The 26,990-nt window shown below is 44.2% G+C and carries 24 protein-coding genes and 1 pseudogene; 20 read left to right on the plus strand and 5 right to left on the minus strand.

Translation table 11 applies throughout. From position 1 onward, the window contains the following. Positions 1-6: 6 nt before the first annotated feature. On the minus strand, positions 7-999 hold the full coding sequence (locus tag F6K49_RS10065) for a ribose-phosphate pyrophosphokinase (protein ID WP_293017817.1): 993 nt from the start codon (positions 997-999) through the stop codon (positions 7-9). Between the two features lie 686 nt (positions 1,000-1,685). Here F6K49_RS10065 and F6K49_RS10070 point away from each other — a divergent pair. The 4 genes from F6K49_RS10070 (at position 1,686) to F6K49_RS10085 (ending at position 6,100) form a co-directional block, all read left to right on the plus strand. Next, positions 1,686-3,572, plus strand: coding sequence for a serine/threonine-protein kinase (locus tag F6K49_RS10070; RefSeq protein WP_293017815.1), 1,887 nt, complete (start codon positions 1,686-1,688; stop codon positions 3,570-3,572). A 13-nt stretch (positions 3,573-3,585) separates the two neighbouring features. Further along, positions 3,586-4,257 (plus strand): dethiobiotin synthase, encoded by a 672-nt coding sequence (gene bioD / locus F6K49_RS10075; protein ID WP_293017814.1) that lies wholly within the window; start codon positions 3,586-3,588, stop codon positions 4,255-4,257. A gap of 45 nt (positions 4,258-4,302) precedes the next feature. After that, positions 4,303-5,700: an MlaD family protein gene (locus F6K49_RS10080; RefSeq protein WP_293017812.1), complete on the plus strand. Its 1,398-nt coding sequence runs from the start codon at positions 4,303-4,305 to the stop codon at positions 5,698-5,700. 247 nt (positions 5,701-5,947) lie between these two features. Next, positions 5,948-6,100: a hypothetical protein gene (locus F6K49_RS10085; RefSeq protein ID WP_293017810.1), complete on the plus strand. Its 153-nt coding sequence runs from the start codon at positions 5,948-5,950 to the stop codon at positions 6,098-6,100. On the opposite strand, the gene F6K49_RS10090 is transcribed toward F6K49_RS10085, so the two are convergent. Continuing rightward, the gene (locus tag F6K49_RS10090; RefSeq protein WP_293017808.1) at positions 6,040-6,348 is read right to left on the minus strand and encodes a DUF3288 family protein; all 309 of its coding nucleotides are present in this window, start codon (positions 6,346-6,348) and stop codon (positions 6,040-6,042) included. The two genes, F6K49_RS10085 and F6K49_RS10090, sit on opposite strands and share 61 nt — an antisense overlap. Before the next feature lie 698 nt (positions 6,349-7,046). Here F6K49_RS10090 and F6K49_RS10095 point away from each other — a divergent pair. Both F6K49_RS10095 and F6K49_RS10100 read left to right on the plus strand, forming a co-directional pair. Then, a complete protein-coding gene (locus tag F6K49_RS10095; protein WP_293017806.1) occupies positions 7,047-7,883 on the plus strand; it encodes an S-layer family protein in 837 nt (278 codons plus the stop codon). Positions 7,884-8,290: 407 nt separating this feature from the next. Beyond that, positions 8,291-8,830: a universal stress protein gene (locus F6K49_RS10100; RefSeq protein ID WP_293017804.1), complete on the plus strand. Its 540-nt coding sequence runs from the start codon at positions 8,291-8,293 to the stop codon at positions 8,828-8,830. Between the two features lie 191 nt (positions 8,831-9,021). Here the strand turns inward: F6K49_RS10100 and F6K49_RS10105 are convergent, their stop codons facing one another. Further along, complete coding sequence (locus tag F6K49_RS10105) at positions 9,022-9,144, minus strand: hypothetical protein (RefSeq protein WP_293017802.1); 123 nt, start codon at positions 9,142-9,144, stop codon at positions 9,022-9,024. A 153-nt stretch (positions 9,145-9,297) separates the two neighbouring features. Between F6K49_RS10105 and F6K49_RS10110 the strand changes: the two genes are divergently transcribed. Both F6K49_RS10110 and F6K49_RS10115 read left to right on the plus strand, forming a co-directional pair. Next, positions 9,298-9,540: a hypothetical protein gene (locus F6K49_RS10110; RefSeq protein WP_293080913.1), complete on the plus strand. Its 243-nt coding sequence runs from the start codon at positions 9,298-9,300 to the stop codon at positions 9,538-9,540. Positions 9,541-9,723: 183 nt separating this feature from the next. Further along, positions 9,724-10,032, plus strand: a pseudogene (locus F6K49_RS10115) (adenosine-specific kinase). Between the two features lie 480 nt (positions 10,033-10,512). Here F6K49_RS10115 and F6K49_RS10120 read toward each other — a convergent pair. After that, a complete protein-coding gene (locus tag F6K49_RS10120) occupies positions 10,513-10,644 on the minus strand; it encodes a hypothetical protein (RefSeq protein ID WP_293017798.1) in 132 nt (43 codons plus the stop codon). 40 nt (positions 10,645-10,684) lie between these two features. Between F6K49_RS10120 and ppsA the strand changes: the two genes are divergently transcribed. The 3 genes from ppsA (at position 10,685) to F6K49_RS10135 (ending at position 14,626) form a co-directional block, all read left to right on the plus strand. Then, positions 10,685-13,201 (plus strand): phosphoenolpyruvate synthase, encoded by a 2,517-nt coding sequence (gene ppsA, locus F6K49_RS10125; protein WP_293017796.1) that lies wholly within the window; start codon positions 10,685-10,687, stop codon positions 13,199-13,201. A gap of 816 nt (positions 13,202-14,017) precedes the next feature. After that, a complete protein-coding gene (locus F6K49_RS10130) occupies positions 14,018-14,275 on the plus strand; it encodes a hypothetical protein (RefSeq protein WP_293017794.1) in 258 nt (85 codons plus the stop codon). A gap of 81 nt (positions 14,276-14,356) precedes the next feature. After that, positions 14,357-14,626, plus strand: coding sequence for a hypothetical protein (locus F6K49_RS10135; protein WP_075904793.1), 270 nt, complete (start codon positions 14,357-14,359; stop codon positions 14,624-14,626). Positions 14,627-14,744: 118 nt separating this feature from the next. Here the strand turns inward: F6K49_RS10135 and F6K49_RS10140 are convergent, their stop codons facing one another. Then, entirely contained in the window at positions 14,745-14,876 is a 132-nt protein-coding gene (locus F6K49_RS10140; RefSeq protein ID WP_269087095.1) for a hypothetical protein, read from the minus strand. Between the two features lie 208 nt (positions 14,877-15,084). Here F6K49_RS10140 and F6K49_RS10145 point away from each other — a divergent pair, with 208 nt between their 5' ends. The 9 genes from F6K49_RS10145 (at position 15,085) to nusA (ending at position 26,943) form a co-directional block, all read left to right on the plus strand. Beyond that, the gene (locus F6K49_RS10145) at positions 15,085-17,952 is read left to right on the plus strand and encodes a tetratricopeptide repeat protein (protein WP_293096279.1); all 2,868 of its coding nucleotides are present in this window, start codon (positions 15,085-15,087) and stop codon (positions 17,950-17,952) included. A 144-nt stretch (positions 17,953-18,096) separates the two neighbouring features. After that, positions 18,097-19,488 (plus strand): NAD-dependent malic enzyme, encoded by a 1,392-nt coding sequence (locus F6K49_RS10150; protein ID WP_293017787.1) that lies wholly within the window; start codon positions 18,097-18,099, stop codon positions 19,486-19,488. An 88-nt stretch (positions 19,489-19,576) separates the two neighbouring features. Continuing rightward, complete coding sequence (locus F6K49_RS10155; protein WP_293017785.1) at positions 19,577-19,906, plus strand: YbjQ family protein; 330 nt, start codon at positions 19,577-19,579, stop codon at positions 19,904-19,906. Between the two features lie 129 nt (positions 19,907-20,035). Then, positions 20,036-20,569 (plus strand): peroxiredoxin, encoded by a 534-nt coding sequence (locus F6K49_RS10160; protein ID WP_293017783.1) that lies wholly within the window; start codon positions 20,036-20,038, stop codon positions 20,567-20,569. Positions 20,570-20,798: 229 nt separating this feature from the next. Continuing rightward, the gene (gene gor / locus F6K49_RS10165) at positions 20,799-22,145 is read left to right on the plus strand and encodes a glutathione-disulfide reductase (protein ID WP_293017781.1); all 1,347 of its coding nucleotides are present in this window, start codon (positions 20,799-20,801) and stop codon (positions 22,143-22,145) included. A gap of 306 nt (positions 22,146-22,451) precedes the next feature. Next, the gene (locus tag F6K49_RS10170) at positions 22,452-23,969 is read left to right on the plus strand and encodes a hypothetical protein (RefSeq protein WP_293017779.1); all 1,518 of its coding nucleotides are present in this window, start codon (positions 22,452-22,454) and stop codon (positions 23,967-23,969) included. Between the two features lie 364 nt (positions 23,970-24,333). Continuing rightward, a complete protein-coding gene (locus F6K49_RS10175; protein ID WP_293017777.1) occupies positions 24,334-24,528 on the plus strand; it encodes a hypothetical protein in 195 nt (64 codons plus the stop codon). A 491-nt stretch (positions 24,529-25,019) separates the two neighbouring features. Then, positions 25,020-25,481 (plus strand): ribosome maturation factor RimP, encoded by a 462-nt coding sequence (gene rimP / locus F6K49_RS10180; RefSeq protein WP_070395891.1) that lies wholly within the window; start codon positions 25,020-25,022, stop codon positions 25,479-25,481. A gap of 172 nt (positions 25,482-25,653) precedes the next feature. After that, on the plus strand, positions 25,654-26,943 hold the full coding sequence (gene nusA, locus F6K49_RS10185; RefSeq protein ID WP_293017772.1) for a transcription termination factor NusA: 1,290 nt from the start codon (positions 25,654-25,656) through the stop codon (positions 26,941-26,943). Positions 26,944-26,990: the final 47 nt, after the last annotated feature.

Raw genomic sequence — 26,990 nt, forward strand, 5'->3', positions numbered from 1 at the left:
GGATTTTTAACGAAACATACTGCTGACAGAAGAGTCTTCATGAATACGCCAGATGGTTTCACCCAATAAGTTAGCCACTGAAAGCACTGTCAGCTGTGGAAACCGTTTGGCGTCCGGTAGTGGAATAGTATTGGTAACAATTACTTCTTCAAACACCCCACTAGAGAGGCGCTCTACAGCTGGTGGGGAAAACACGGCATGGGTTGCACAAGCATAGACTTGGCGAGCCCCCTCTTGACGCAGTACTTTGGCAGCTTCACAAATCGTGCCAGCGGTGTCAATCATATCATCGACTAACACCGCAGTTTTACCCTTGACATCCCCAATCACATTCATGACTTGAGCGATATTGTGAGCTTGCCTGCGCTTGTCGATAATCGCAAGAGGAGCATCATATAGCTTTTTAGCAAACGCTCTGGCTCTAGCCACACCACCAACGTCGGGGGAAACTACTACCAGATCGGTTAGGTCTTTAGAAGCCAGATATTGTAGCAATACTGGTGAACCGTAGACATGGTCACAGGGAATATCGAAATAACCTTGAATTTGAGCGGAGTGCAAATCCATTGCCAAAATCCGATTAGCACCAGCTCCAGTAATCAGGTTAGCCACCAGTTTCGCTGTAATGGACTCACGGCCAGCGGTTTTACGGTCTGCTCGAGCATAACCATAGTAAGGAATCACAGCAGTAACTTGCCGCGCTGAGGCTCGACGGCAAGCATCGATCATAATCAGTAACTCCATCAGGTAATCATTCACCGGATAGCAAGTCGGTTGAATCAGGTAAACATCACACCCCCTGATGGATTCTTGAATTTGGACATAGAGCTCCCCATCAGCAAATCGTTTCCGTACCATCGGTCCCAAGTCGAGTCCTAGATAGCGTGCCACTTCCTGAGAAAGGGAAACATTTGCCGAACCAGAAAATAGTCTTAAACGATTGTTATCGGCTATCTGGGGCAGAATAGGTTGAAGCTCTAAAGTAACTGAACTGCTCACAGCAAACCCTCGAAGCTTATTTCAACGCGATCTTAACATTCTAGGAATATCCCTTTTATAATAATTTTTATAATTATTTATTTAAATTTGATTAATATTTTATTAATTTTTATAGCGTTGACCTAACAGAGGTGTTGAATAAAGACACTATATATAGTGTATTGCCATCACAGGAACCTGATAACTCAAGCAGGTTTTTTAAGTTTCTTACTCAAATCTGAAAATTAACTATTGTACTTAATTCGAACAACTGTACATCTAGTCAAGTAAGGTAGTTATTTGAGATAATTCAACACCACAATAAGATAGCAATGAACAGGTAGTGATGTTCTAAGAAACCCGAACAACATATATAGCGGTTCTCATATTCATTAGGTACACAGTATTTTTTCCCTATTCCCTATTTCCTATTCCCTATTCCTGATTTCCTATTCCCTATTCCCTACAGGATTTACGCAATAACTATACTTGTAGGGTCTGGTTCCGGATCCTACACCATAAGGGTGTTTTGAGTCCAGTTTTGGGTAAGCCCTGATGTATATGGTGATCAACTTATCTGTGGCTCAACTCTGTGGCTCAACAGAACAGTTGGAATCCACCGGTGAAGTTCCAAAGCAACCGAAATAAGTCTAAACTTCAAGAATACTCCTCCTGCCTCATTGTGCGTAACAACTGATCTACCACCGATGGAACCACCGATTGCCTCTGGAACTATTCTGCAAAATCGCTACCATCTGCTCCGTGTCCTTGACCAAGGGGAATTCAATCGGACTTACCTGGTAGAGGATCAAGGGCGTTTCAATGAACCTTGTGTCCTCAAAGAATTTATTCCCCCTCAGACAGAAACTAATAATCTAGATAAGTCAAGGCAACTGTTTCAACAAGAAGCAGGTATCCTGTATAAAATTGAACACCCGCAAATTCCTCAGTTCAGAGCTACCTTTGAAGAGGACGGACGACTGTTTCTGGTGCGAGACTACGTAGAGGGAAAAACCTATGGTGACCTACTAGAACAACGCAAAGCCCTTCAGAATCAAAGCCAACCTCTATCTTCTAATCTGGATGGGGAAGTCCAATCACCCCCAATAGCTGCTAGCCCGACCAACTTGGGAGTCTTATCAGAAACGGAAGTGCGTCAGCTATTGCAGCAATCTTTGCCAGTTTTGGACTACATCCACAGCCAAGGGATTATTCACCGAGATATCACACCCGATAACATTATCATGCGGGAGACGGACAGTATACCCGTTTTGATTAATTTGGGTGTGGTACAGGAACTGGCAACTCGTCTTCAATTGCCCGATACTCCCACACCAACAACTAGTATTGGCAAAAGCGGCTACGCTCCCAGGGAGCAAATTCAGACAGGTCAGGTGTATCCGAGTAGTGACCTCTATTCCCTAGCAGTGACTGCGATAGTGCTACTAACTGGGAAAGAACCAGGAGAACTGGTGGATAATACTAATCTGACTTGGAACTGGCGTCCCTGGGCTAGGGTTAGCGATGAGTTAGCTGAGATATTAAATCGGATGCTTAGTTATCAACCAAGCGATCGCTACCAATCCGCTAGGGAAGTCTTGTATGCCTTTCAAGCTTCTGGGTTAACTCCCCAACTGCCAAAGCCCAAGCCAATACCCGGCACAACGGTGGCATCAGCTGAAGGTGGGACACCCAGGGAGGCCAGAGCTGCAGAACCGAGTTACCCGGTGATGTCTCAAGCCACGGGTAACTCTATCTGGAATAGTCCTTGGCCGTTGCTTGGGATAGCTACAGGACTAGCAGCGCTGGCAGGAATAGGCTCTTGGGTATGGGTGAGCAATGTTAATCAGCAGGACACTGGGAAATCCCCTAGTCCTAAGGTGTCAGTGAGTCCTAGTCCTAGTCCTAGCCCTAGCCCTAGCCCTAGTCCCACCCCGAGTAAGCCTCAAATCTACAGTCAGCTTCTAGAGCTTTCTGCAGGTAAAACCCTTTCTAAATCCAGCAATTTAAAGGCTAATCACACTATTAACTACATTATCCAGGGTAAACAAGACCAAACCCTGAAGGCAGATCTCAGTGACGAAGGGGTCTTGATGACAGTGCTTGGCCCGGACGGAAAACCAGTGGACAATCGAGCTAAGCGGGTGCGGCAATGGGAAGGTAAATTTCTTTTCACTGGCAACTACACGATTCAACTGAGTCCAGTTAAGGGTCTACCGGATAGCGATTATCAGCTACGATTAAGGTTAACAGAAGCACCGAAGCCGAAACCAAAATCCAAACCGACTGCTGAGTATAAGATAAAACTGGTCAATTTGTTGGAGAAAAACAAGCCTTTGCGGCTACTGGGTCGCACTAGCCCCCAAAAGATTCAGCGCTACTTGGTGAAGGCTAAACAGGGTCAGCAATTGAAGCTAGAGGTGATTGAAAGTGATGTGGCTTTAACTATCCGCTATCCCAATGGCAAGTTAGTGGAAAAGGCTTCAGGGGTGCAAAAGTGGCAAGGTCAGCTGCCTAGTTCTGGTGAGTATATAGTAGATGTAATTGCTCAACAGGAAAGAAACTTTGCTGTAGATATTAGCCTTACGGACTGAGAGTGAGTCAATCTTGAACGTATTACTAATTACTGGCACCAATACAGGCATCGGCAAAACGGTTTTGACTTGTGTGATCGCTGCTTATTGGCAGACTTACCGTCCTCAAGAGAGTCTGGGGATATTCAAACCGATTCAAACGGGAATTGGCGATCGCGAAATTTACCACCAACTATTTGACTTGGCTCAAACCCTGGAGGAGATCACACCCGTGGAGTTTAAAACCCCTGCAGCACCACCAGTTGCCGCAGATCTAGAAGGACGACAGGTTGACCTCGAAAAGGTCTGGCAAGGCTTCGTTAGTCTGCGCAGTCAGCGGGATGTGGTGTTGGTGGAAGCTTTGGGAGGACTAGGTTCACCGGTGACTCATGAACTGATTGTGGCAGATTTGGCAAGGGATTGGCGATTGCCTTGTGTATTGGTTGCGCCGATAGAATTAGGAGCGATCGCACAAGTGGTTGCTAATGTTGCCCTGGCACGCTCATCACGAGTTGACATCAAAGGCATTGTCCTCAATTGCGTCCAACCTCGTACCTCCGAAGAAATTAATCAGTTGGCTCCGATTAGCTTAATCGAGACTCTAACCAATGTTAAGGTTTTGGGGATTTTACCTCATCTATCTGACCCAATGGACTACTCGAAACTTGCTCAAGTCGGTTCCAGTTTGGATGTCAGTGGTTGGTGAGGCATGATGGTAAATGTGAGGGGAAAGGCTAAAAAAGGTTAAACTATGCGATCGCGGACGATTCGAGAAGGCTCCGTTGGCTTATTAATAGTAGCAGGACTTGCTGTTTTCGGTGGACTTGTTGTATGGATTAGTGGGATTAGCTTAGGTCGAAAGAGCTATAAATTCATTGTCAATTTTGGGAACGCTGCTGGGATGCAAGTGGGGGCATCGGTCAGCTATCGCGGTGTCCAAGTTGGGAGAATCACTAAGATTGAACCCGGTACTAATGGGGTCAATGTCACCGTTGAAATTGATGACCCTGGATTGTTAATCCCCCGCAAAGTCCAGGTTGAAGCTAATCAATCGGGTTTAATTGGTGCTACCAATGTTGATATCATGCCTCTAGGACAATTACCTGCAACTGCTCAAAGTCTTACACCCTTCGGAGCACAATGCAATTCTTCCCTAGTTATTTGTGAAGAAGATCAGATTAATGGTGATGTGGGTTCCACCTTTGCTGACCTCCTACGGAACGGAAATCGCATTGCTGAACTCTATGCTGATCCAGCGTTTTTTGACAAAATCAATAGTCTTGCGGAAAATGCCTCCAATGCCGCCAGAGACGTCTCAGAACTTAGCAAAGAGATGACCCAGTTGTCCCGCATCGTGCGGCAAGAGGTAGCAGGCTTGTCCAACGCAACGAATGCTGTGACCAGTGCGGCCAATCAAACATCTAGTCTAATCGGGTTGGCAACCAGTAGCATTTCTAGTACCTCCCAGCAATACAGCCAAACGGCAAGGGAACTCAATCAACTGATTACCTCTGCCAATCAACTATTGGTAAGCAATCGGGGAAATTTGGTCACCACCTTGGATAGCATCTCTCAAGCCAGTCAAGATCTGCGTGTACTGACCAGCAACTTAACCGTTACCGCGAATCGGGTTAACTCAGCGGTTTATCAAACGGATGTGTCACAAATGCTGCGGAACTTAGAAAACCTATCAGCTAATGCTGCCCAAGCTTCTGCTAACTTACGTAATGTTTCCAATACTCTCAACAGTCCCACTAATTTACTAGTATTGCAACAAACCCTAGACTCAGCACGAGTTACCTTTGAAAATGCTCAAAAGATTACCGCTGACCTAGATGATCTGACTGGGGATCCAGCGTTTCGCCGCAATGTCAAGGATTTAGTTAATGGACTCAGCGGCTTAGTGTCTTCTACCGAGCAGCTGCAACAGCAGGCTTTGATATCTCAACAACTGGAAGCTCTGAATACTGCTATAGACACAGCTTCGTCTAATGAGCTGGCTAAAACCGTTCCCATCCCTAAGTCTCCCTCTAAGATCGATCTACCTAAGATCGATCCAATAGCTCCCGCTGATCAGAACGTTAAACCGAATCAAGAAAAACAGATGTTTAAGCTTTTACCCCCAGCCCCTAGGAAATCGGTTAAATGAAATTAATCTAGTAAAGGGAGCAGGGACTGAGGCCGTGGGCCACGCGGGGCGCGTTCGGAGCTGGGAGCAGGGAACAGTGGTAAGAGGCCGTATTCAGTAAATTTTGTTAGTTGAAGAGCCTAATTTTTCTGTCTTGATGCAAAGCGCGAGTGGGGGAAACCCCCTTTGGCCGACTGCATCGCTTTTACAGTAAGCTTTCTGAGTTTTTTAACTGGAAATTTATCATAAAAGGTACTGAAAAACCAACATGATTTTTTCCCACTCCCTACTCCCTACTCCCTACTCCCTACTCCCTATTCCCTGTTCCCTATTCCCTGTTCCCGACTTCAGCAAAGAGAGTCACGTCCAGTCATCCTGGCTTCCAGAACTGTTGTCTCGTCTATACGCAAGACCGGCTTGATGAATCTGAAGGGTTTTCTCAAAAAGCTGTGGTTCTGTCAGTTGCCATCGCTGGAGTAGTAAATCCAAGTCCCTTTGAATGGCTCTAGCACCGGGGAAGTTATCATAACGAATCCGCAGTCGGGCTAATTCGGCCAAGTTGTATTCATTGGGTTGTTGTTGTAAAAGACGGTTAACTATTTCGCGATCGCGTTTTTCCTGAGGATGTTGCTGGTCTTGATTTCCTTCCATCTCAGTCAAGGCTTCCATGCTTGCTTGAAGATCAATAATTAGTTATAGCAAAGGGAACAGGTAATCGGGAATCGGGAATCGGAGTAAGAATGTGGGGAGGGTGGGGAGAGACGGGAGTGTGGGGAGATGGGGAGATGAGGAGATGGGGCAGATTGTTATAAAGGGTAATTATCCGGAGATCATATGAGATTTTGCCAGAGTAACCAACTCCTTAATAAGAGTAGTAATACTAGTCAAATAATTCTGATTATAACTAATAATTTTTAGTTAGGTTTTTAGCTTTAAATATACTTGTATTTTTGTTGATATAGCGGTTGATAACCTAATCAAGTATACAGGATTTTTTCCTTGTTCCGGTGATCCGAAGTTCCCTTTGCTAAAGGTGCAATCTCTCAGTGCTAAACAGATGTTCCTCTGACCAACAGTGGGGGGAACTCTAAGACTGAGATTAATCGGCCAGACCTATCTATGAAATGCGTAAGCTTCCCCCAAGCCCACAAAGCTAATGCCTTATCTAGCTGCCACTACAGCACCAATCCCCTCAGACAAAGCCTACCAACAGACCCCATTTCACGCTTTGCAATGGTCAATAGACCTCTTGCAAAAGTATTATTCTGATAGTGTTTGCGTCAATTTTTGTCCACTGTTCCGGTGATCCGCTGTTCCCTGTTCCCGACAACTGCCGCGAAGTCTAATCCAATTGGGCTGCGGGTTCGGTGACCATTACCAGCAACAACTTGACCGTTCGCGATGGTGCCGAAATCTCGGTCAGTGCTCGTGGTTCAGGGGAGTTAGCCCAGGCTGGTAATCTCGACATTACTGCTGAGTCGATTGTATTAGACAAAAGCGCTACCCTTTCTGCTGAAGTCAGTGCTGGCGATAAGGGCAATATTATTCTGGATTCTCAGCTAATCTTGATGCGCGATCGCAGTAACATCACTACTAATGCTACAGGTTCTGTCACTGGCAGTAACATTACTATCGATACTGACTTGCTAGTTGCCCTAGACAATAGCGATATCACTGCCAATGCTGAAGATAGCTTTGGAGGACAAGTGATTATCATTTTTGGTACTGAATTTCGGGAAGAAAAAACTGCAGAAAGTGATATTACCGCCTCTTCCCAACTGGGAGCTTCCTTTAGCGGTACCGTCGAAATTAATGCACCATACTTCGACCCTAGCGCGGGATTATTCGAGCTACCAGAAAATTTTGTGAATCCCAAACTCCTAGTTGCCACTGGTTGCGGTACCGATGAGGGGAATCAATTTACCCAATTTGGGCGGGGTGGCTTACCCACAGACCCCACTAAACCTCTTTTGGGTGAAACCCTGTGGATGGATTTACGTCCATTACCTCGCCACAGAACTCGCCGCCGGAAAAATCCTATCTTAGCTTCTAGTGCTTCTAATGCAGCTAACTCACGTCGGTCTAGAATTGTTGAAGCTAATCGATGGATTATTAATAAGGACGGAGTGGTAGAGTTAGTGGCTGATTCACCTCAGTCGAGTCCCTTCATTTCCTGGTTTTCCCCTTATTATTGCCTACGGTAACAGAAATGGGTCAATAACTGTACGTTTCTGGACTTTTAGGCTTTCTTAATCATTCACCCTACTAATTATCATCCCATTGCTATTTTTTTTGACTAGGCCGATAAGTGTTACAAATAGTTAACAGTACTTAATATCTGTCAGTAGTTTTTCTAGAATTAAATTATAGAACCCTATCACATTGAGTAGCATCTGACTACAGCACTGACTACAGCACTGACTACAATCAACTATTCACTCAACGTCTTCAATGTCAGGGATTATAGCTCAAGCGCGAACCTCAGTATCTTACCCATCTTCCCTATCTTTACTAGACAAAGGAAACCCTTAATTTATTTTCTGCAAGTACTTAAATTCCATGTCTTCGAGCCCCCATTTGAATAATTTGAAGAGACGAGGAAAAACTAATTATGGCTTACAAAAAGATTCTGGTAGCAATCGACCGCTCATCCCAAGCAGAAGCAGTGTTTGAACAGGCCTTAGACCTAGCCGCAAAAGAACAGAGTACTCTGATGCTAGTACACTGCCTTAACTGGGAACCTCAGGAAATGATGACTCCTTACGTAGGTCTTGGCACCATAGCCGATGTAGACGTGTATGGTAGTATCCGAAAGGTTCAGCAAGAAAATCTGCAAAAACACGTTGAGGAAAACAAAGAGTGGCTTAGGAGTTATGCTCAACAGGCCAATGATCATGGTATCGCTGCCGAAGTATCTTGTGAATTGGCAGATCCGAGTGTAGGAATTTGTGATCTCGCCCAAAAGTGGAGTGCGGATTTAATTGTTCTAGGTCGTCGAGGGCTTGGGGGTTTAAAAGAAATAGTACTCGGGAGTGTCAGTAACTATGTTGTTCACCATGCTCCTTGCTCAGTGTTGGTAGTTCAAGGGGTAGCAACCCCAAGCCTTGAGTTAACCACTACAGGCACTCCAGTAACTAGAGATACAAAGTAGAGATAGATACCCTTGACATTCTAAGGCTTGAGGGATTATGCATTTATTACATAGAAGGATAGAATAGACAGAGTCATCACTAATCATTTCACTAATCCTTCTTACTTCCACCAGAAGTCTAGTCTGTTTTTGAGAACAGGAATTCCGCAACAACTCTACTTGTAGGGTGCGTTATTAACGCACCCTACTACTTATATCATGTCGGGATAATTACCCTTAATAAAAATCTCCCCCATCTGGCCATCTGGCCATCTCCCCATCTCCCCACACTTCCCCTCCTGGGAGGGGTTAGGGGTGGGTCCCACCCTCCCCACACTTCCCCTCCTGGGAGGGGTTAGGGGTGGGTCCCACCCTCCCTCTAATTATGGGTATTCAACCTAACTTGATATTATAGGTTTTGGAGTCCAGTTTTGTGTAAGTTGTGGGAGGTATTTCTTCGGTAATTTCTCAACAACCGTGGCTTGTTGATGTTAGTTTGCTTGTATAGCAATCCCTGTAGGAATTGTGAAAATTTTGATCCCATATTCCCTGTTCCGGTGATCCGCTGTTCCCTGTTCCCTTTGCTATATTCATACTTAGGCATTTTTGTCAATGCTGAGGTGATAATTAGATCTACAGGTTACCACCTGCCATCAGAAGAAGTATCTATGATGCCGGTAGATATTTGGCATTTTGGCAGTCATTTTACTTCGGCTGGAGATAGTATATAGATTTTAGGTTTAGTTTAGTGTTTTTACTGTTTAAATTTAGTGTTTTTACTATTTCACTGAGGCTCAGAGGTCGGTGACAATCGAACTCAAAGTGCTTAGGATGGAAATTTCGTCAGGGGGAGTAACATCATTATTATTGGTAACGCCCACTTTATTAAAACGGTCGTTGACTTATATCAGGTCATGATCGGAACTTCGACCCAGCTAAAATCCGGCATCGTCTTCTGTGAAGCATCTGGATCATAATTGATCCGAGCTACAGGAAATGATCCAACGCTTAAATCTAATCCAACTCAGAATCCTCAAGGGATTCAGCTTTGCTCACGCTGTGGGAGCGCATCTGGACATAGCTTCGTGATTGTACTCAAAGAAGCATACCCATTCAACTTCTTGAATGCCATCCAGCAGTGCCCAGAAGTCTGCCCTATCCATTGCTCAACCGCCAATCCAGTACAGGAGATTGTAGCTGAAATGCAACAGATGAAGGGCTAAGGGGGTAAGGGGGTAATTTTTAGCGGTCAGGTATTTCCGTGCCTGTTGCACCAGAGACGAAAAATAATGGTATTGAGAAATTTATTACTATTTTCCTCAGGTTTTTTACCATATAGCAAATGCCAGGAAATTTATGTAAAATAAACTACAAATGCCAGGAAATTTATGTAAAATAAACTACAAAAATCTGGTGAGATAAGCCAAAGCCTGGAAATTAACTAAAACTCATCCCCTTGTTTATATCTATAAAAAATTTAAATCATTTCTGACTTATACTTAATCATTTCTGATTTCTAGTTAAACAACATCTGTGTTGTATATAAAATAAAGTAAAGAAAGATGACCTCCTTTGAGGAAAATTTTCTAAACTAGTAGTATCAGCCCCGATAGAGTTGATAGCTCAATGAAGGGGAGAAACGAATTGCTAGGCTAGAGTTAAGACAATGGCATATTCGTGGACGTTGTCATAAGGTGACGTTGTCATAAGGTGACGTTGTCTGCCGAACAGGCTAAGCCTTGAGTTAATGCTAGTTCAGCAACTGCCACAACTTCAGGTGCTTCATCGGACTTTTCACAATCCCATTGAACAATCCCATTGAGGCAGAAAACCATCTGTACTCCCCTTGGAAGTCAAGCTTAGGAGAAGCATCATATGGTCATCACTGCTCCAGAAAAAGCCCAACCATCTGCCAAAGACAAAGCCTTCGTCCTCTGGTTTGAGGAAGTTGGGATTGCCGATATCCCCCTAGTGGGGGGAAAGAATGCCTCTTTGGGGGAAATGATCCGACAACTTACACCAGTAGGAGTGAGAGTACCGACTGGCTTCGCTACTACAGCCTATGCCTATCGATACTTTATAGACAAAGCTGGGTTAGAAGCCAAGCTGCGCCAGGCATTTTCTGACCTGGATGTGGAAGATGTCAATAACTTGCGACAACGGGGGATGCAAGCGAGAAGCTTAATTCTCAATACCCCATTCCCAAAAGAACTAGCCAATGCGATCGCGTTGGCATACCAACAACTATGCCAACGCTATGGGAATGATCCCCAGGAATTCTGTGAGCAGTTTGAGCCAGAATATCGGGACACTTGCCTACAGTCAAATTACAATACAGATGTAGCAGTTCGTTCCAGTGCCACCGCTGAGGACTTACCTGATGCTAGCTTTGCTGGTCAACAGGAAACCTATCTCAACGTCCACGGAGTAAAAGGGGTTTTAGAAGCCTGTCACAAATGCTTTGCCTCCCTTTTTACCAACCGCGCCATCTCCTATCGAACTGTTAAAGGCTTTGACCATTTTGATGTTGCTCTGTCTGTCGGTGTCCAGAAAATGGTGCGCTCAGACCTAGCGTCGTCTGGTGTGATGTTCTCCATCGACACCGAAACCGGATTTAAAAATGCCGCTTTAGTAACAGCAGCTTACGGTTTGGGTGAAAACGTTGTCCAAGGAGCAGTCAACCCTGATGAATACCTGGTGTTCAAGCCGACTCTCCAAGAGGGGTATAGCCCTATCCTAGACAAACGTCTAGGTAGCAAAGAAGTCAAAATGGTCTATGATGACGGCGTAAAACTGACGAAAAATATATCAGTGCCGCCATCAGAACGGGGAAAATACGCGATCAATGATGAGGAAATTTTCACCCTAGCCAAGTGGGCTAGCATCATTGAAGAGCACTATTCCCAGGTGCGGGGTAGCTACACCCCCATGGACATTGAGTGGGCGAAAGACGGGAAAACCGGTGAACTCTTTATTGTTCAAGCCCGTCCGGAAACTGTACAATCCCAGAAATCTGCCAATGTTATTTGTCATTATCAACTCAAAGGCGATGTAGAGACATTGCAGGCAACGTCTGTGCTAGTCACCGGTCGCGCCGTCGGTGAAATGATTGGTCAAGGCAAAGCAAGGGTAATTCTGGATGTCAACAAGATTGACCGTTTCCAAGCCAAAGAGGTATTGGTCACGGACAAGACAGATCCGGATTGGGAACCTATCATGAAGAGAGCGAGTGCTATCGTCACTAACCAAGGAGGCCGCACTTGTCACGCTGCCATCATTGCCCGTGAGATGGGTATCCCCGCGATTGTGGGTTGTGGCAATGCCACTAACCAGTTGAAGACAGGCCAACCAGTGACGGTTTCCTGTGCAGAAGGAGATGAAGGCAAGGTTTATCAAGGGTTAGTGCCCTTTGAGGTGCAAGAAACACCCCTTGACAACCTACCGCGCACCCGCACCAAAATCATGATGAATGTGGGTAACCCAGAGAAAGCCTTTAGTCTGTCTTTTCTTCCCTGCGATGGGGTGGGGTTAGCCCGGTTTGAGTTCATCATTGCCAATCACATTAAGGCACACCCGATGGCGTTGATTCACTTCGATAAACTCGAAGATCCATCGGTCAAGGAAGAAATTGCTCAGCTGACAGCATTGTATGACCATAAACCTGACTTCTTTGTGGATAAACTAGCCAACGGGATTAGCATCATCGCTGCTGCTTTCTATCCCAAACCAGTTATCGTCAGGATGTCAGATTTCAAGAGTAACGAATACGCCAATCTCTTAGGGGGTAAACAGTTTGAACCCAAAGAAGAGAACCCGATGCTAGGATGGCGAGGGGCGTCTCGTTACTGTGATGAAATCTACCGGGAAGCCTATGGTTTGGAATGTAAGGCACTCAAACGGGTACGGGATGAGATGGGACTCACAAACGTTATCCCCATGATTCCCTTCTGTCGCACTCCTGATGAAGGTCGCCGGGTGCTGGCGGAAATGGAAAAACATGGCTTGAAGCGGGGGGAGAATGGGTTAGAAGTCTATGTGATGTGTGAAATCCCAAGTAACGTCATCCTAGCCGACGAGTATAGCCAAATCTTTGACGGCTTCTCCATCGGTTCTAATGACCTCACTCAATTAACCTTAGGATTAGACCGTGACTCTGCTTTAGTTGCCCATATCTTTGATGAACGTAACGAAGCAGTTAAACAAATGGTGCGGATGGTGATAGAAAAAGCCAAGAAAAATGGCCGCAAGATTGGTATTTGTGGTCAAGCACCAAGTGACTATCCGGAATTTGCCTGCTTCTTAGTGGAGTTGGGAATTGATTCCATCAGCTTGAACCCTGACTCGGTACTCAAGACACTTCTGGATATCGCCAAGGTAGAAGGAGTAAATTAGTGTCCCGGTGTTAGGTGTTAAGAGGGTTATGTGTTAATAAATTTACATTACACCTAACCAAACACCTCAAGGTTTTCCCCCATGGAGATGACTTGAATCTCGTCGCATTTAGGAGCAAGTTGCAAGTAGCTTCTAGCTTCAAAACGTCTCCGGTGCCCTTGACCCATTAAGAATTAAATTCGCCACGGGTCGCACCGCAAAGATGCCAAGTTTGGTGATTGATGTCGCCGAGTTCTTGATCAACAATCGCAGATGACCTGGGAGGAAGGATGAGTTAATAGCCAAAAATTCTCATGTAATTCAAAATCAAAAATTACATTACAAAACTTTAAGATACGCCAAGGGCCTAGGGATTAACTTGCCCCAAACCATAGAAAAACCTTGGCTAACCATAAACTTGACGTTTTTTAAGAAATATAAAATAGGAGGAATTGGGGATGATAGCTCCAGAGAAATATAAATAAAATCTAAAGATTATAAAATAAATCAAGAATGGGTAATTAAATAGAACAAATTCTACCATTTTTGATTTTCCCAACTCTATCAAATGTAGATGAGCTGAAATCACTAGTTCTCTTGCTGTCAGCTCAAGTAAAAAACCATGGTAGCCATAACTATGGGTGAAACCACCCGTAATAGCTACTAGCTAGATGTCTTCAGGCTTGTGGTATCGCTAATGAGGGTGTCTTCAATGGCACAGCTCACGGGTAAACAGGATCCACAGACAGCAGTGGAACAAGTGAAAGCTTGACAAGCCTATAAAAGGGTGCATTTTAAAACAATTTTTTTTCAATCCATACTATAAAGGGTGTTGACATGTTAACAAAAATTAACGAAACCATCAAACCAACCTTTGCCGTAGTCTGGCAAACGCTATCATCTGTGCTGCTTGGGATTGCCCATAATTTCCAAGCTATAAAAACCCGGTTTTCAGGAATCTTCTTTAACGAGGTCAACCTAGATTTGATATCTGAGGAAGACAATTGTGAACCCAACCCAGTCATAAAGGTGTCAATGTTGACTAATGCTGGCTTGGGCACTGTGCCGTACTACTGCTTCTTTTGGAAAGGTTGAAGCAGTGCAAGTAGGCCATGGGTATAAAAGGGTGCATTTTAAGACAATTTTTTTTCAATCCATACTATAAAGGGTGTTGACATGCTAACAACAATTAACGAAACCATCAAACCAACCTTTGCTGTAGTCTGGCAAAAGCTGTCATCTGTGCTCCTTGGGATTGCCCATAATTTCCAAGCTATCAAAAGCCGGGTTTCAGGCATCTTCTTTAACCAGGCCAACCTAGATTTGATATCTGAGGAAGACAATTGTGAACCCAACCCAGTCATAAAGGTATCAATTTTGACTAATGCTGGCTTGGGCAGTGTACCGTACTACTGCTTCTTGTGGGAAGAACGTAAACTTTACTGATTCCACCTAGTCCAGGCTCGCAGAAATAAGTCACCACTTTCATCTACAGAGGTCGGAGCTGGTCATTTCACTTATTTCGGTTTCCCCTGCACTAGTACTAAGTTTCCTTGACAGTATACTACATTATACCAATTAACGAGAATCCCTGCCTTCTGAAGGTAGGGATTCTCGTTAATTCCTGGATTAATTGCACATCAATTTCATCTGGCCATCTCCCGATCTGGTCATCCCGACCTCTGGCCATCTGCATCTGTAGTGCTACTTTGAAGACTTGCTATAGCTTGGATAGCCCCATAGCTGATTAGGGGGTAAGCTGAGAAGGAGCTGTTGGTGTAACCAAAAGTGTGTTAACTGTGGTCTACTGATTGGTCTACTGATTGGCCAACTGGGATCAAAGGGCATTCACCCTTTCAGTCATGGAGGTGGCAAACTAGAAGAAATGGATTTAAGTAGGGGAGTTGATCTTGGCACGTAAGATAGAGCCTCTATGGGCAGTACAAGATGACCAACAGAGAAAGGACGTTCTGATGAAGCGTAAAAATCAACAAATGTTAGCACTGGTGTGGCGAAGCACTATTGTTTTGTCATTCTTCCTGTTGCCTGTTGGCCTTGGCAGTGCCCAATCCATCGAACCTGACCCTCCAAAACAGATAGTCGCTCAGAGCTCAAGTCAAAAGCAAGTTCAAACTGATGCGAATCTTAGCTTTCAGCGGGTGACGCTCCTGTCTAATGTTTTGCTGGTTGTGTTGGTCACTCTGGTACTGCTACTGGTGGCTGCGATCGCAGCGTTGTGGCTGCTAAGAAGGTCTGTGATTCGTGAGGTTGCCCAAATCGTGAGAGCTCACCTCAATGAACTGACTGACTTGGAAGATAGGATTGTCAGTGCCAATAAAAATGTTCAAAGTATCCTAGAAAAAACTGAAGACATTGCCTTGGAGCTAGATCAGCAGGCGGCAGAGTTTAAACAAGACCTAAGTGTTAAACGAGAAAATCTATCTAAGCTGCTATCCAAATTGTCTCAGTCCCAGCAACAGGCATTAACGACAATCAAGACGCAAAAAACCGATACTCAACAAGAGCTAGAACAATTAGAGACTGACTTTGCCTCAAGACTGTCTAAACTCGAGCAAGACGCTAAAAAGCAACGGGATAGTTTTCTGAAGTATCTAGAAAACTTAAGCGCTGAGTTTGCCCCCCAATTATCTGAACTCAAGGGGGATGTGCAAGCCCAGAAAGAGACAATACTGAAGAAACTGAAGCAATTAGAGACAGAGTTTGGCTCCGAACTGTCTGACCTGAAAGAAACTGCGGCAAACCAAAAGGACTTAACTTTAAAAGATTTCGAAAAATTAGGGGCTGAATTTACTCCAGAATTATCGAAAATCCAGGCGGATGTACAAGCCCAGAAAGAGATAATACTGAAGAAACTGAACCAATCAGAGACTGAGTTTGGCTCCGAACTGTCTGACTTGAAAGCCAAGGCTCAAAAACAAAGCGAAGATTACCTGCAAACCCTAGAAAAATCAAGTGCTGACTTTGCTCCTCAACTATCTGAACTTCAGGGTAATGTACAAGAACATAAGGATAAAGTCCTGCAGCAACTAAATCAATCAGAGTCTGATTTTGCTGTTGAACTGTCTGAGCTTAAGGCAAAGGCTGATAAAGAAAGGAACAGTTACCTCAAGAATCTAGAAAAACTCACCTCTGATTTTGCTCCTCAACTATCTTTACTCAAAGCCAATGTCCAAGGGCATCAAGATAAAGTATTGGAGAAACTGAACCAATCAGAGACAGAGTTTGCCTCAAAATTGTCTGAACTTGAAGCCAAGGCTCAACAGCAACGGGATTTAATACTAGAAAATATAAAACAGGTAGAGACAGAGTTTACTCCTCAGCTATCTGACATTAAGGTGGAGGCTGAACAAAAAGCTCAACATAAAATCGATTTAGCTCTTCAGAAGCTAGAGCAATTAGGAACTGACATTACTGAACAACTTTCAAAATCCCAGTCGAAGATTGAAGTGCAAATCGATAAGACTCTCCAGCATCTGAAAGAGCTAGAGGCTAATTTAACAACTCAGGTTTCTGACTCTCAGTCAGGAATTCAAACCCAGAAGGCTCAGACCATTCAGAGTCTGGAAAAATTAGAAACAGAGGCTAAAACTCAACTTTCTGATTTACAGTCGGACATTCAAAAGCGAAAAGATATAATCATTCAAAATCTGGACAAATTGGAAACAACCTTGGCAGCTCAGCTGTCTGAGGTTGAATCTGATGCTCAAACCGAGAAGGATAAAATTATACAACAACTAGCAGAGATTTCCCCAACATCCATTGCAGAAGCTGCTCTGTCTGAAGTGCTGCAAAACACTCAAACTCTGACGGAACAATTAGAACGCCTCAAATCGAACCATCCTAAGTTGTTCTTGAATCCAGATGACTATGTGAATCAGGGCAATACTCTATTCTCTCAAGGGCAGTATCAAGATGCGATCGCTTCCTATGATCAAGCTCTTGACCTTCAACCGAATAACCCTGATATTTGGTATCAGCGAGGTATGGCATTATGGGAATTACAGCAGTATCAAGATGCGATCGCGTCCTATGACAAAGTAATTGAGCTTAAGCCAGATGACCCAGATAGCTGGTATCAAAGAGGTCTGGCTTTGATGGAACTCCGGCGGTATGAAGGAGCAGTGGTTGCTTTTAATAAGGTGGTTAAACTCAAGCAAGACCACTACAAAGCCTGGTTAAACCGGGGCATGACCCTAAGACGGTTGAGACGCTACGAAGATGCGATCGCTTCCTATGACAAGGCCCTAGAAATTCAGCCAAACTATCATCAAGCTTGGGTTGACCGAGGAGTAGCACTGGGAATGCTACAAAAGCATGAAGAGGCGTTTGAATCCTTCGACCAAGCTGTCCAAGTTCAGCCAGATAATACAGTAGCCTGGTTGAATCGAGGCATGGCTCTGGATGTATTAGAAAGATACCAAGAAGCTGTTGCTTCTTTTGACAAGGCTATTGAATTAAATCCCGACTCCCACAAAGCCTGGAATTACAGAGGTTCTACCTTAGTCAAGCTAGAACAGAATGATCAGGCATTGGAAAGCATTAATCGGGCTTTGGAGATTCAACCTGAGTATGCTGCTGGTTATTATAACAAAGCAATCGTTTATTCTTCCCAGGGTCAAGTCACCTTAGCTGTGGAAAACCTAGAGCAGGCGATTGAGCTAAATCCAAGGTATCGGGAAGAGGCGAGTAATGACCCGGATTTTGAGGCTATTTCAGAAGATGATCGGTTCTGGCAGTTGATTGGAGGCTAGAATCCTCTTGATCTCCTGGGTCCGGCAAATAATTCCTATTCCATGCTTGCGATCAACTATGAACTAAAGTCTAGTTTAGTCTAGATTGATATAGCAGGAAATGAGCTTGCGCCAACATATTTCTATAATCCCAGATCAGACAGCATGGTAGACCTGACCCCAAATCCTAGTTTCAGTTTGACTATTTGCTTAACATACCCCAACCGTGCCGGGATGTTAGCCAGCGTAACTCAAGCGATCGCATCTGTTGGCGGTCAATTGGGAGAAATTATGGTGGTGGAGAAAACTCGGAAAATTGCTACTCGCGAGATTACCGTAGATGCAGCTAGCACTGAACACGCTGAACAGATTGTACAAGCGGTGTCAGAAGTTCCCGATGTCCAAATCCTAAATGTCTATGACCGCACCTTCAACCTCCATCGCGGTGGCAAAATCAGTGTCAACAGCAAAATCCCCCTCAAGCATCAATCTGAATTGGCTATGGCTTACACTCCTGGTGTAGGTCGGATTTGTAAAGCGATCGCATCTGACCCAGAACAGGTCTACTCCTTTACCATTAAAAGCAACATGGTTGCTGTGGTCACCGATGGCAGTGCAGTGTTGGGGTTGGGTAACTTAGGGCCAGAAGCCGCTTTGCCAGTGATGGAAGGTAAAGCAATGCTGTTCAAAGAGTTTGCTGGTATTGATGCTTTTCCTATCTGCCTAGCTACCCAAGATACGGATCAGATCGTGGAAACCGTTAAAACTATCGCGCCGGTTTTTGGTGGTATTAATTTAGAAGATATCAGTGCTCCCCGTTGCTTTGATATTGAAGCCAGACTCCGGCAGGAGTTAGATATTCCAGTCTTTCACGATGACCAGAACGGTACGGCTATTGTCACCCTTGCTGCCTTGACCAATGCCCTGAAGCTAGTCAAGAAATCCCTAGAAGAGGTAAGAATTGTTATTAATGGAGCTGGCGCTGCCGGTATGGCAGTTGCCCGGTTACTCCGTAAAGCTGGTGCAGGTGTAATTTGGATATGCGACTCCCAAGGCATTATTTCTACTAAACGCCCTAACTTGACTGAGCAAAAGCAAGAATTTGCTGTGGATGCTTCGGGTACTCTCGCTGGTGCCATTGGTAATGCCGATGTGTTTATTGGGGTGAGTGTACCTGGGGTTCTAACCCCAGACATGGTCAGGTCCATGGCCAAGAAGCCCATTGTCATGGCTATGGCTAATCCTATCCCGGAAATTCAGCCAGAATTGGTAGTAGATGATGTAGCAGTAATGGCTACAGGTCGTAGTGACTATCCCAATCAGATTAATAATGTTCTGGCTTTTCCAGGGGTTTTTCGTGGCGCTATAGATTGTCGGGCGTCAACCATTACCGTGAATATGTGTCTCGAAGCAGCTTTTGCGATCGCATCCCTGATTAATCCCAGTGATTTAGATCGAGAACATATCATTCCCTCTGTCTTTGATGAGCGAGTCGCTCCTGCGGTTGCTGCTGCGGTGCAAAGGGCAGCACGTCAGGATGGTGTAGCATGCCATTAATAAGTAGTTGTATTTCGATAATTTCATGATTAAGCCATAGCAATTAGCTATTCTGGTGGCATTTGATTCATTTTTTGAGGCAGGACTGATGATTGTAACTACTACTGATGTTATTCAAGGTGCGATTGTTGAAGAGTATTTGGGCGTTGTCACTGCTGAGGTGGTTTACGGCACCAATGCACTGCGGGATTTCTTTGCTGGTATTCGAGATTTAATCGGAGGACGTACTGGCAGTTATGAAAAAGTCTTTGAAAAAGGACACCAAGAAGCCCTCAAAGAATTGAAGCAACGTGCCTCAGAACTAGGAGCAGATGCTGTGATTGGCATTGCTATGGATACTGGCACAATTAACGTTGATGAAAAGGGGGTGCTGCTACTGATTACCGCGACTGGCACAGCCATCAAAATCAAGAATTAAGGGTTGCTTGACAGTTGACGGGTACCCGTCAACTGTTGTTTAACTAAATCCGCTAAATTTCCTTGACAACTCATACTCGTTACGACTACGATTAAAGAGTAACAATCATAAAGGAATGAGTAAGACAAGATGGTTATCAATCAAGTACCCGACGTAGTATTTAAGACCAGAGTCAGAGATGAGTCAGTTGCTGGACCCAATCCCTTCCGCTGGCAAGACCGCACTACACAGGAAATTTTTGGCGGTAAGCGTATCGTGCTATTTTCCCTTCCTGGTGCCTTCACACCCACCTGTTCATCAACCCACTTACCCCGCTATGAAGAACTCTATGACGAGATCAAAGCACAAGGGGTTGATCAAGTGATCTGCTTATCTGTCAACGATGCCTTCGTGATGTTCCAGTGGGGCAAACAGCAAGGGGTTCAGAATATCTTCTTGCTACCCGATGGTAATGGGGAATTCACCCGCAAAATGGGGATGTTGGTAGAAAAAGATAATCTCGGTTTTGGTATGCGTTCTTGGCGCTACTCTATGGTGGTAGATAACGGCAAGATTGAAAAAATGTTTGTAGAACCAGGCTATGAAGATAACTGCCCTACCGATCCCTTCGAGGTCTCAGATGCAGATACCATGTTGGCATACTTGAAGTCAGCTAAAAGTTGAGATACTTCCCAGCTTAGTTAAGGCTTTATCAGTAGAGGCGTTACCTGCAACGCCTCTACTGTTTTCAGTTTGGTGCGTAAGTCCTGATAATCGTGGATTGACTTGAGAGTGATACAACAATCATTACCTTGGACGATCAGTAAAATTTTACCTCCGACGCCTATTGCGCCTATCTACCAAAAATAAGTAATCTTTCAACCGAATAGTAATTCAGAAGTTTGGGGGAGTCATGAGCTACGATTTTGATTTATTCGTTATTGGTGCAGGTTCCGGAGGAATTGCTACAGCTAGACGAGCCGCCGAATATGGGGCAAAAGTAGGCATTGCAGAATTTGACCGTTTAGGTGGAACTTGCGTAAATCGTGGCTGCGTTCCTAAGAAGCTCATGGTTTATGCCTCCCATTTTCCTGATCAATTTGAAGAGGCACAGGGATATGGCTGGAGTAAGGTACACAGTACCCTGGATTGGACAACCATGATCACAGCAGTCAATCAGGAAACAGAACGCCTCAATGGCATTTACCAACGTATGTTGGATAACTCCAAGGTGGAACTGTTTCAGGGTTATGCTAAGTTCGTGGATTCCCACACCATAGACATTGGCGGACGCAAAGTAACTGCCCAGAAAATCTTGATTGCAGTAGGAGGACATCCAGTCAAGCCCGATATTCCTGGAATTGAACACGCGATTACCTCTGATGATATCTTCCACCTCAAGGAACAACCGAAACGGATCGTGATTCTTGGGGGTGGCTATATTGGTGTCGAGTTTGCCTGTATTCTCAATGGCTTAGGCTCTGAAGTCACGGTGGTTATTCGTCGTGATCAGATTTTACGGGGATTTGATGCGGAAATCGGTTCCGAGATTCAACAAGCCATGGAGAACCATGGGATTCGCGTGCTAAATAACAGTAAGATCATCGCTATTGAAAACACATCAGCCGGTCTGAATGTAACGGTACAAGGACAATCACAAACAACTATAATTGCTGATGCAGTCAGTTTAGCTGCCACAGGTCGTATACCCAATATCCAGAATCTAGGTTTAGAGAATACTGGAGTAGCAATTGAAAACGGTGCGATCGCAGTCGATAAGTACAGTCTTACCACAGAAGACCATATCTTTGCGGTAGGAGATTGTACTAACCGCATGAACTTAACTCCCGTTGCGATTAATGAAGGTCGTGCCTTTGCCGATACCGTATTTGGTGGCAAATCCCGGATCATGAGCTACGAGAATGTCCCAACCGCAATTTTTACCACACCCGAAGCAGCTACTGTTGGTCTAAGTGAGGCCGAAGCACGGGAGAAATATGGGGATGCGGTAAAAGTCTATCGTTCTCGGTTCAGAGCGATGTACTATACTCTACCTGGTCGGGATGAAAAAACCCTGATGAAGTTAGTGGTTGACCAAAACACTGACAAAGTCTTGGGTGCTCATATGGTAGGAGACCATGCAGCAGAGATTATTCAAGGAATTGCGATCGCATTGAAAACTGGAGCTACCAAAGCTAACTTTGATGCTACTGTTGGAATTCATCCCAGTTCTGCAGAAGAGTTTGTCACAATGCGCTAAGGGACTGAAAAAGGTTTCGAAATACAGTTAGTTGTAACTAGGGCGTGAGCACACGCCCTAGTTTCGTACTATAGCGCTTTAAAATCAGATGTGAAAATTTATAGCAATTCAATTGATTAATGCTGTAAACCAGGTATTGTTACTAAGTGCTTAAATACTTTCAATTCTCAATATCAACACTACTGAATCGAAATAAATCCTAAAAAAGCGGCTAGAACTGTATTATCAGGAAGGAATGGCTGATGTTTAACTCAATACATCTGAGTTAAACATCAGCATCTAGTGGTAGAAAGCCCAAGTTTCCCCATGTCATCTTTACAAAAATTAGAAAAATTCGTCAAAATACCTAATAAAGTTAAAACCCGCCGCATTCTTTGGTTTGAACGATTAATGGCGATCATCGCCTTGATTAATCTGCTTTTAGTATTCTTTGACCTCAGCTATATCCCCTTAAGGGATTTCTGGCTACATCAGAAAATTCAGGTATTTAGCTTTACCATTGGTCCGATCAAATCCAAAGGCTTTCCCCTATCGATTCCCATTCCTGATATCACTCCATTATACGACCAATTTAAAGGGATTGAAGACAACCGAGATACTCAAAAATATTTGGACAAAGTTGATCAACTGGAAAAGCAGATTAACAAGATAGGATTATCTTCTATAGAAGAGTCTATAGAAGTAGAAAAAAAACTTAAGGAGCTGCGCAAACTTAGCTTAGAAATGATTGATACTAATCCTTTTCAAGTAGCCAATAAAACTGGAAACTTGGAAAAGCTGAAAAATAAGATGCGTAAGCATATACAAAATCCTGATAAGTCAGCAAAAGAGTCATTTGAGGAGTTCTGGACTCAAAAGTACTTAGCAAGCCATAGTGAAGAGGAAGGTTTGGGATTTTTTAACACCGAGATTAAACCCTTAATAGAAACTAACTATTACCGTCCAATTGGAGAAAATGGCGAATTCGTAGACCTATTCGGACTGATTGACTTCCCATATTTTATCTTATTTGGTACAGAGTTTTTGGCTCGTACCTGGTTAATCAGTCGCCGTCATTCTGGACTCAAGTGGCAAAATGCCATGCTGTGGCGCTGGTATGACATATTTTTGCTAATACCCTTATGGCGGTGGTTACGAATTATTCCCGTTACCATTCGTTTAGGTCAAGCTAAATTAATAGACCTGAGTGTCATTACCAGAGAAATCCGCTCGGGATTTGTTGCCAGTATTGCTCAAGAGATGACGGAAGTGGTCGTCATTCAAATTATTAACGAAGTTCAGGGCTCCATTAGCCGGGGTGAAATTACCAAATGGTTGTCTCAACAGGAAGTCCGCCCCTACATTGACCTTAATGACACTGATGAAGTGTCAGAGCTCACCACCATCATGGTAAAGATGACAGTTGATCAAGTCTTACCCAAAATCCGTCCTGATCTAGAGGCTCTCATGAAACACTATGTGGACATGGGGATTAAACAGTCCACACTTTATCAGGGACTTCAGAATGTACCAGGACTGGGACAATTCCAGAAGCAGCTCACAGAGGAATTAGTGAAAAACATTTTTGAGGCACTCTATGATGGGATTAATACTCTGATACAAGAAGACCCAGTTGCCGACGAACTCCTGGAACACCTACTCAAAAATTTAAGGGAAGTCTTAGGGGCAGAAATTAAGACCAAGGATAGATTACAGGAGATTCAGTATTTGATCACAGCTTGGTTAGAGGAATTCAAAATAAATTATGTCCGGCGCTTATCTGAAGAAGACTTAGATAAAATCTTAGATGAAACCAGAGCAATTCGTCAAAGATTTCAGGAATAACAGTAGTTAAATAAATTTAAGATTATTCCAATAATTAATTGATTGTTTTTTTATTAGCGGATCTATAAACTAGGTTAATTGACAGTAAAACCATTCAATTGATGATTGATACCGAGTTGCATTCAAAGATAGTAGATGGGGAGATGGGGAGATTGGGGGCAGATAAAGTTGTACCTTTGATCGCAACTTAGTATGAAATTAAAAAAATATAGAAATAAAAAAAAATAAACATTTTTTTAAATTATTGTAAATAGTCAGAGATCATCATACAGTTTGACCGAATAATGCCCATAAGCTAAAATACTTATGGGTCAACAAAAACCAAGTTGACTTCTAGGGTCAGCTTGCTCTGAGGAAAAGGGCTGTGAAGTGGGAAAGTGCCGACGCACCAGACACCAAGCAGGGATTAGACCTCAAAACTACCCATGTTCAAGTTTTGATCAGGCAAGCATTTGAGCTGCTAATTGCGTTAGCTTCCGGCAAAAGAAGCCCCACATCTCAATGCTATGCCATGAGTGTGGGATTAATTTTGCACAGGGTATGCATGGAATTGCTATAATATGCGTACTGATAAACAAAGCCGTTCGCGTAGCGTGGCCTACGGCCTTAAATGCTGGTTTGTCAGCACAACAGTTTTAAAAAAAAGACATGGAGGCGCGCTTTCCTATGGCGAATTAAATTACGGGGTCGCGCCTCAAGAAAACAGAGCGGCAGGGCAGTCCGTTCTTAAAGCCCAGCGCCTCCTAAGCAATAGCTGGATTGGCTGGGAAGCCTACACTGAACTCAACGAGTCAGTGTGGGAGCTGTCACACTCAAACATAGCAACGGCAAGCTGGTAACTCCTAATCAATGATTCTGCGGGAAGTTTCCGGTTTGTCCTAGGGTTTAGAGTCTTCGAGCCCATGACCTTGTCAACAATAGCTCAGGACCAGTAACTAGAGATTGGGCTTGTGCTAACTAGATGTGCAGAAGCTTTTGGGCGGTTAGACTTCTTGGAGAAGATTTTGCCATGAAGTGGGTTGACCCCACTTTTTTTATTGGATTGGTGCCATGACTCATCCCCTGATTCCACAACTAATCGATTTGGCAACGCCATTGGCTCAAGATTTAGGATTAGAGATTGTAGAGGCTCTCTTCCAGACCAACAGACGCCCACCGGTGCTGCGTGTCTATATCCGCAACCCCATCCGTGACACTAGCTTGGATGACTGTGAACGCATGAGTCGTGCTTTAGAAGCTCAGTTAGATGCTAAGGACATCATTTTAGACACCTACGTTTTGGAAATTTCCAGTCCTGGGATCACACAGGACTTAAGCACAGACCGAGAATTCATTTCTTTCAAAGGGTTTGGTGTGATTGTTCAGACATCTGAACCCTATCAGGGGCAGCAAGAGTGGCGCGGGCAGTTAATTCGCCGGGATGAGAGCGGAGTTTATCTCAATCTCAAGGGTCGTGCGTTTGCCATTCCCCGTCAGCTCGTGTCCAGAGTAAAACTGGATGATGGGGGTTAAATTTTTCTTGAAGGTTGCTAGGGGTGCAGCACTTGTTAAAGACAATGGCTCGACTATAGATCTACAAGTGCTTCTCCCCTACAAGCTTCAAGGCTGAGGATTGAAGTTGAACTTGATTTACTTTAAATCCCAAGACAATTGCCATGGATAGATTTAAGACGGAGATTTGCTGATGTCGATAGTTAGTTTGCCTGGACTTAAGGCAATGATAGAAGAAATTAGTCAAAGCCACAATTTACCTAGGTCTGCAGTTCAACAGGCATTAAGAGAAGCACTGCTAAAAGGCTATGAGCGCTATCGCCGTTCTCAACGGCTAGACCAACGATTTCATTTTGACGAAGAATATTTTGACAACTTTGAAGTGGATCTTGATATTGAAGAAGAAGGCTTCCGGGTTTTGTCTACCAAAACCATTGTCGAAGAGGTACAAAATAGTGACCATCAAATTTCTCTCAAAGAAGTCCAGGAAGTTGCCTCTGAAGCACAATTGGGAGACTCAGTGGTTTTGGATGTGACTCCAGACCAAGGAGAGTTTGGTCGCATGGCAGCGATTCAAACCAAGCAGGTGCTCTCTCAAAAACTCCGAGACCAGCAGCGTAAGCTGATTAAAGAAGAGTTTCAAGACCTAGAAGGAACCGTTCTGCAATCTCGATCACTACGATTTGAGCAGCAGTCTGTGATTATGGCGCTCAGCAGTGGTTTTGGTCGGCCAGAGGTAGAAGCCGAACTGCCCAAACGGGAACAGCTACCCAATGATAACTATCGCATTAACTCCACCTTTAAGGTTTATCTCAAAAAAGTCCGGGAAGGCCCTCACCGTGGTCCTCAGCTGGTGGTATCCAGAGCGGCGGCTGGTTTAGTGGTCTATCTGTTTGCCAACGAAGTCCCAGAAATAGAAGATGAGGTGGTCAGGATTGTCGCAGTGGCACGGGAAGCTAATCCTCCTTCTCGTCATGTTGGACCAAGGACTAAAATTGCTGTAGATACCCTGGAGCGAGATGTGGATCCGGTGGGAGCTTGCATTGGTGCTAGAGGTTCCCGCATTCAAGTTGTGGTGAATGAATTACGAGGTGAAAAAATCGACGTAATTCGTTGGTCTCCTGATCCATCTACCTATATTGCCAACGCTCTTAGCCCAGCCCAAGTGGATCAGGTGCTACTAGTCAATCCAGAAGAACGTCAAGCTCATGTTTTAGTAGCAGAAGACCAGCTGAGTTTAGCTATAGGCAAAGAAGGACAAAATGTTCGCCTTGCCGCCCGCCTTACGGGTTGGAAGATTGACATTAAAGATGCTGCGCAATACAAAAAAGACACTACCGACATGTCTAAACAGGATACCCTAGAAGAAGAAGATGTCGATAGCAATGAGTTACAGGAAGATTACCAAGAAGGAGTAGAAACACCAGAAAATGTGCTGGATGCTGAGCCAGTGCTTGATTTGAATACTCAAGAAGAAGAATGAGGAATTTTAGGGGTTAACCCTGAGGTGAGGAAAGTTTTGCCAAGGTT

It is taken from the genome of Moorena sp. SIO3I6 (genome assembly GCF_010672095.1).